The organism is Porphyromonas sp. oral taxon 278 str. W7784 (assembly GCF_000467855.2).
Lineage (GTDB): Bacteria > Bacteroidota > Bacteroidia > Bacteroidales > Porphyromonadaceae > Porphyromonas.
In genome coordinates this window covers 40,139-47,015 of the sequence record NZ_KI259257.1, presented here as the reverse complement: position 1 = coordinate 47,015, position 6,877 = coordinate 40,139, and the positions used below count along the sequence as shown (strand labels likewise).

The following is a 6,877-nucleotide window of genomic DNA, read 5'->3' as shown; positions in this document are numbered from 1 at the left end:
TTGGTACTTGTGGTAGAGGGAGTGGAGGCTGGCAGAGATGGCATCTAGGTTAGTTCAATTAGCCCTTCATTTAGCCGTCACTGCTACACTAATTGCTACGCCTTGATTTGTGTAGCAGTTTCTGTAGCAGAACGTCTCTTCTAGAAGCTTATTAGCTCCAAGGCTCAAGCCATCATACCCATGAGTGCATATAAAAGAAGAATCGCTGTAGAACTATGTCCTACAGCGACTTCCTCTTGTCTTGAATGCTTCTGTGACGACCATTTTGCAGTCACTTTGAAGCCTCTTTGCGGAGAGAGAGGGATTCGAACCCCCGGAACCTCTCAGTTCAACGGTTTTCAAGACCGCCGCAATCGACCACTCTGCCATCTCTCCTGGGGTCGATGTCACTGGTGCCTTGCGATAACCAGCGAACCCTTAACGAGTGCAAAGATAGTGCTTCTCGGGGAATATGCAAGTTGGGGGCAGGCGAAAGGTTTGGTAAGGGATGAAGAAAACTAGCCGTGATCGGAGGAAAATCTACTTCAGAGGCTGGTTGCTTTGCTATGGAGATGTGGGGGGAGATTTGAGGAGATAAGAAGCCTTTGACCGGAGGGGATAAGACGCTTTTGTGCAAGGGGGATGAGGAGCGCTGAGGGATAGAGGATGTGGCGGTCTTTGTGGGAGAAGAGAAGGAGCCTACGAGGGTGGGGAGAGGCCGTTGAGATCGAGGATGGGGAGAGCTGAGGGATAGGGGATGTGGCGGTCTTTGAGGGAGAGACGGGGTGCCTCTGAGAGGGAAAAGAGAAGCTTTTGAGCGAGTGGGAGATGAAGAGGTGCCTGAGAGGGGTGCGAGGGGCTACCTAGAGGGGGGATGGGGAGGCTAGCTGATGGGGGGCAAAAAGGGACCTACAGTAGTTTTTTCGACGACCTACCGTGGGTCGTTTTTGGAGCCCTTGGGAGGGGGAGCTCGGAAGGTGGGGTTTGTACCCAGAGAAAGGGACGGAATTTCTTCGGTGCTTGGAGCCGGCTTTTTCTTCGGTTTTTGGCTGGATTTTTGTTCGGCCGTGAGCGAGGGAAGAAGAACTAGGTGGACGGGGCGAAGGGCGAGTATTCAGTGGTAAATTTCGTTAACTTTGTCGCTAATAAAGGAGTCTTCGTTTGCCCGGGAAGACTCCACGACCAATCAAGAACATTCATATATATGAGTAAGATAACTCAACGAGTCGCCGTGTCTGCTTGCCTTGCGTGGGCTTGTGGGTGCTTGGCCTGGCCTGTCGGTCTGCTCGCTCAGGAGATCCCGCAGGCCCAGAGCCTTGAGACTCAGGGGGCTTCCACCGAGCGCCCGATCGCTCTTAGCCTCGAAGGGGCGGTGCGCCTTGCCCTGAAGAAGAGTCCGACGCTCGAGGCTTCTGTCCTAGGTGTTGCAGGTGCCAAATACGATCAGCGAAAGAATAAGGGGGCGCTTCTCCCCACGATCAAGCTGAGTGGATCCTACACCCACATGCTGAAGAAGCAACGGGTGTACTTCGGATCGGACGATATGTCTTCATCGCCCATGGGACAGTTCTTCCCCTCAGATGGGATCGAGATGGGACAGACCCATAGCTTGCAGGGGGGCATATCGGCTGGCCTTCCCCTCATCGCTCCACAGCTCTGGGTGAGCCTGCAGCTGGACAAGGAAGCCGTAGCGCTGGCCGAAGAGCGAGCACGAGGCTCTCAGGTCGATCTGGAGGCTGAGGTGCGCAAGGCGTACATGGCCGTTCTTCTAGCTCGTGAGTCGCTCCGTGTGCTCGAAGCGAACTACGCCAACGCTCAGACCAACTATACCCAGACGGCTGCGAAGTACGAGCATGGGTTGGTGGCCGAATACGACAAGATCCGCATGGAGACGCAGGTGAAGAACATCCTGCCCAACGTGGTCTCGGCACGTACTGCCGTCAGTCTCTCCGAGGCTAAGCTCAAGGTCGTCATGGGCCTTGACCTGGATACTCCGATCGAGATCACAGAGACACTGGCGGACTATACGGACCGAGTCTATCAGAATCTCCCCGAGCAGACGAAGCATATCTCTCTCGAGGGGAATAGCCAGCTCCGTCAGCTGGACCTTCAGGGGCGTCAGCTCGATGCTGCGCTCAAGGTCAAGCGGATGGCCTTCCTCCCGACGCTCTCGATGAGCTTCACCTATCAGTACAGCTTTGCCTCTGACCGCTTCCACCTGAGTGACAAGAAGAGATGGAGCCCCTTCTCCACGATCGGTCTTGCACTGGATATCCCCGTCTATACCGGGGGGAAGCGCTACTACGACCTGCGGAGCACGGAGACGCAGATCCGTCAGCTCGTAGCCCAGCGTGTAGCGGCAGAGAGTCAACTGCGCCTCGGGGTGATGAATAGCCTCAGCGAGCAACGTAAGGCGCTGGAGCAGTTCGCCTCCGCCCGAGATGCCGTGGCTACCGCTGAGCGAGGTCACAAGATCGCCGAGGTGCGCTACAAGAGCGGTGCAAGCACCGTCCTGGAGCTCAACGACGCCGAGATGGCGCTCCTGCAAGCTCGACTCAACTACAGTCAGGCGGTGTACAACTATATGGTGGCCGTCTTCTCGCTCGATGCCCTCCGAGGCACTACCCTCACGGATGCGAAGTAGGTCGGACCGCTATCGCTTCACCCCATCCACATGATCACCCCAAAGAATATAGATAAACGATGATACACCAGAAGTCGAACCTTCTCCTCTCCCTTGCGCTCGTGGGACTGGGGTTCTTCTCTAGCTGCTCCTCCTCCAGCACCAAGACCGAGGAGACAGCGCCCGCCGATAGCCTTCGCCTCGTGGATATCGCACCCGCCGAGATGCGTAGCCTAGAGATCACACAGGAGTTCACTGCACAGCTCGAAGCTAAGGTGCTCAACAATATCACCGCCCAAGCAGGTGGTCGCCTCAAGCAACTCCTCGTCAAGGTCGGCGACCGAGTCGCTGCCGGTCAGGCCGTTGCCCAGCTAGAGGCTACCCAGGCTTCGCAGGCGCAGATCCAGCTCTCCGACGCTAAGACGAACTTCGCCCGTATGGATGAACTCTACAAGGTAGGTGGGGTGTCCAAGGCGCAATGGGAGCAGGCCAAGAGTGCTGTCGAGCAGGCGAAGCTCGCCTACAGCCATGCGGCGGAGAATACCGTGCTACGCAGTCCCATCAGTGGCTTCGTCACGGCTAAGAACTACGACAACGGCGATATGACTTCGCCCCAGCTCCCCGTGGTCGTCATCCAGCAGATAGCGCCCGTCAAGGCGATGATTGGCGTCTCTGAGCAATACTATTCGCTCCTGAAGAAAGGGATGAAGGTATCCCTCACTGTCGACGCCCTCGGCGCTGAGAGCTTCTCCGGACGGATCGCTAATATCTATCCCACCCTTGACCCCATCACCCACACGGTCTCCGCAGAGGTCGAGGTGGCTAACAAGGAACTGAAGCTTCGCCCAGGGATGTACGCTCGGGTGCATATCGACTTCGGGGCTAAGGAAGTGCTGACGATCCCTGACAAGGCTGTCGTCCGCCAGCCCGGTAGTGGTGCCCGCTATGTCTACCTCTTCTCAGGAGGCAAGGCGGTCTATCGCTCTGTAGAGCTCGGCGCACAGCAGGGCGACCGCTATGAGATCCTCAGTGGTCTCGAGGTAGGCGACGAGGTCATCACCTCGGCTCCCTCCAATCTCAAGAATGGGCTTCCAGTGAAGACCCGCAAGTAAACGCCTTCTCTCGCTATGAGCATCTACGAAACATCCGTCCGCAAGCCGATCACCACGGCACTGATCTACGTGGCGATAGCTGTGCTCGGACTCTTCGCCCTGTCACGCTTGGCCATCGAGCTGATGCCCAAGACGGATACGACACGGGTCATGGTCGTCACCTCTTACCCAGGAGCGAGTGCGGCAGATATCGAGACTAATGTCTCCAAGCCACTGGAGAATAGTCTCAATGGGATCGACAAGCTTAAGCATATCAGCACGAAGAGCCAGGACAACGCTTCGATCGTCACGCTGGAATTCCGTGCTGGTACGCCTATCGCCGATGCGATGAACGATATCCGTGACAAGCTGGATGCGATCACGGACTTCCTTCCTTCTGGAGTGAAGAAGCCAGCGATCTTCAAGTTCGATACGAGTAACATCCCCGTAGCTATCCTTTCGGTCGAATCTGAGGAGAGCGCACGAGGTCTAGCGAAGATCCTGGAGGATAGGGTCAGCAACCCCCTCCAGCGAGTCGACGGGGTCGGTACCATCAATGTAGTAGGGGCTTCGAAGCGTGTCATCCAGGTCTACTGTGATCCCGCTAGGCTCGAAGCTTACCACCTCACCCTAGCACAGATCTCCCAGCTCATCGCTGCAGAGAATACGAACATCCCCGCAGGGCAGATCGACCTCGGCTCACGCACCAGCTCGATACGTGTCCAGGGGGAATTCGTCGATCCTCTAGCGCTGGGCTCGATCGTCGTCTCGAGCGTCTCGGGCAAGGATATCTATCTGCGTGACGTCGCTACCATCAAGGATGCCATCGGCGAACGTCAGCAGGAGAGCTATGTCAACGGCAAGAGCGGAGCGATCATCATCATCAATAAGCAGGAAGGATCGAACTCTGTCGAGATCGCTCGCCAGATACAAGCCCTCCTGCCTCAGATACAGGAGAACCTCCCTTCGGACGTCAAGCTCAGCTACCTGATCGATACCTCGAGCTTCATCGTCAATACTATCGGTTCGCTTGAAGAGACGATCTTCATCACGTTCTTCATCGTCGTGCTGGTGGTGCTCTTCTTCCTCGGGCGCTGGAGAGCTACATTCATCATCATCCTGACGATCCCGATCTCGCTGGTGGCATCGTTTGTCTACCTCTTGGTATCGGGCAATTCGCTCAACATCATTTCACTCTCCTCCCTCTCGATTGCTATTGGGATGGTCGTGGATGATGCGATCGTCGTCCTAGAGAACATCACGACGCATATCGAGCGTGGTAGTTACCCCAAGCAAGCGGCTGTACACGCCACCAACGAGGTAGGTATCTCGGTCATCGCTTCTACGCTGACGATGCTGGCGGTATTCCTCCCTCTGACGATGACTCCGGGAGAAGCGGGGCTGATGTTCCGCCAGCTCGGCTGGAGTATCAGTATCGTGATGATCGTCTCTACGACGGCAGCGCTCTCTCTGACGCCGATGCTCTGCTCCCAGCTGCTGAAGCGTGATCCCGGGAGAAGCAAGCTATCGGACAAGCTCTTCCGCCCTATTGAGCGAGGACTTAATGCTCTTGATAGGGCCTATGCCCGCCTACTGGGCTGGGCGGTACGGCATCGTCGTACCACGGTCTTCTCTGCACTGGGTATTTTCATCCTGAGTCTGGGGAGCTTGACCTTCATCAAGACCTCCTTCATGCCTCAGCAGGATATTGGTTTCCTCAATGTAGCGCTGGAGCTCCCTGTCGGTACGCGTGTCGATGAGACTCGTAGACTTGGGCTCGATCTCGAGAAGCGGATGCGTCAGGAGGTACCATCCATCCAGACGGTGTCGATGAATCTCGGCCAAGCATCGGATGGAGACTCTTGGTCTATGGTGCAGTCCAGCGGGACGAATGTCATCACGATGTACGTCGGTATGTATCCCCGCTCGGAGCGCACACAGACACAGGAGGAGGCATCAGATGCTATTCGCAAGATCATTGCCTCTTATCCCGAAGTCTCTAGCTACGATGTCAAGACGGGTGAGGGCGGAGGAGGCTCCACGGGCGTGACACTTGAGATCTACGGACAGGACTTCGACGAGACCGACAGCTATGCTCGTCTGCTCCGTGAAGAGCTACGCCAGTCGAAGGTAGCCTCTGGTGTGACGCTCAGTCGTAAGGACTATATCCCCGAAGTACGCTTCGTCTTCGATCGACAGCGTCTAGCAGAGAACGGACTGAACCTCTCCACGGCAGCGATGTATCTGCGCAGTGCTGTCAATGGTACCGTCGCCTCGCACTTCCGTGAAGATGGTAATGAGTACGATATCCGTGTAAGTCTCGATCCTAATCGGCGTCAGTCGCTCCAGGATATCTCTAATCTCCTGGTCTACACACCGCAGGGCAAGCAACTTCGTCTATCCGATCTGGGGCACATAGACGAAGCCTTCACACCGCCTACGATCGAGCGCAAGGACCGTAGCCGTGTGGTCACCCTGACACTTACGCCTACCCCAGGCGTGCAGCTGAGTGAACTCGTTGCTCAGGTGCAGAAGACTCTGGTGGCGCATCCTGTACCTTCGGCAGGTGTCTCGTATAAGATCACGGGTGCTTACGAAAGCCAGCAGGAGACCTTCGGTGATCTGACGACGCTGATGCTACTGATCGTGATGCTCGTCTTCATCGTGATGGCGGCGCAGTTCGAGAGCTTGGTAGACCCATTTGTCATCATGTTCTCCGTGCCCTTTGCCTTCTCGGGTGTCTTCTTCGGCCTACTCGTGACGCAGATACCGCTAGATACGATGTCCTTCATCGGGATGATCATGCTCATCGGTATTGTGGTGAAGAACGGGATCGTACTCATCGACTACATCCGTCTCTGTCGGGAGCGTGGCATGGGTATATCCCTTGCCGTCACCACTTCAGGTCGCTCACGTCTACGTCCCGTGCTCATGACCACGATGACTACTGTACTCGGGATGGTACCTATGGCTATGGGCATCGGCGAAGGCTCAGAGATGTGGCAGTCTATGGGGATCACTGTCGCCTGGGGACTTAGTATCTCCACGCTCGTTACCCTTGTCTTGATCCCGACGCTCTATGCAGCGCTGGAGGGAAGACGTGTACACCGAGCACGCCGTCAGCTGGAGAAGAAGATTGCTCGTCGCCACAAGCTCTCCTTTAGCCCTTCGTCTCACTAATTTT

At 56.2% G+C, this 6,877-nt stretch carries 3 protein-coding genes and 1 tRNA gene; 3 read left to right on the top strand and 1 reads right to left on the bottom strand.

Going from position 1 to position 6,877, the window contains the following annotated elements:
- Positions 1 to 290: 290 nt before the first annotated feature.
- Positions 291 to 375, bottom strand: a tRNA-Ser gene (locus HMPREF1556_RS06505).
- Between the two features lie 808 nt (positions 376 to 1,183).
- Here HMPREF1556_RS06505 and HMPREF1556_RS06495 point away from each other — a divergent pair.
- From HMPREF1556_RS06495 to HMPREF1556_RS06485, 3 genes are read left to right on the top strand one after another with little or no spacing between them, the layout of a single operon-like run.
- Positions 1,184 to 2,623 carry a TolC family protein gene (locus HMPREF1556_RS06495; RefSeq protein ID WP_052332628.1) on the top strand — a complete coding sequence of 480 codons (1,440 nt, stop codon included), beginning with the start codon at positions 1,184 to 1,186 and terminating at the stop codon, positions 2,621 to 2,623.
- A gap of 59 nt (positions 2,624 to 2,682) precedes the next feature.
- A complete protein-coding gene (locus HMPREF1556_RS06490; RefSeq protein ID WP_021667588.1) occupies positions 2,683 to 3,714 on the top strand; it encodes an efflux RND transporter periplasmic adaptor subunit in 1,032 nt (343 codons plus the stop codon).
- Positions 3,715 to 3,729: 15 nt separating this feature from the next.
- Entirely contained in the window at positions 3,730 to 6,873 is a 3,144-nt protein-coding gene (locus tag HMPREF1556_RS06485; protein WP_021667587.1) for an efflux RND transporter permease subunit, read from the top strand.
- The last annotated feature ends 4 nt before the right edge of the window (positions 6,874 to 6,877 follow it).

Excerpts from the sequence above, each read along its gene's own strand:
- HMPREF1556_RS06495 (WP_052332628.1), top strand. The coding sequence starts at position 1,184 with ATGAGTAAGATAACTCAACGAGTCGCCGTGTCTGCTTGCCTTGCGTGG.
- HMPREF1556_RS06490 (WP_021667588.1), top strand. The coding sequence starts at position 2,683 with ATGATACACCAGAAGTCGAACCTTCTCCTCTCCCTTGCGCTCGTGGGA.
- HMPREF1556_RS06485 (WP_021667587.1), top strand. The coding sequence starts at position 3,730 with ATGAGCATCTACGAAACATCCGTCCGCAAGCCGATCACCACGGCACTG.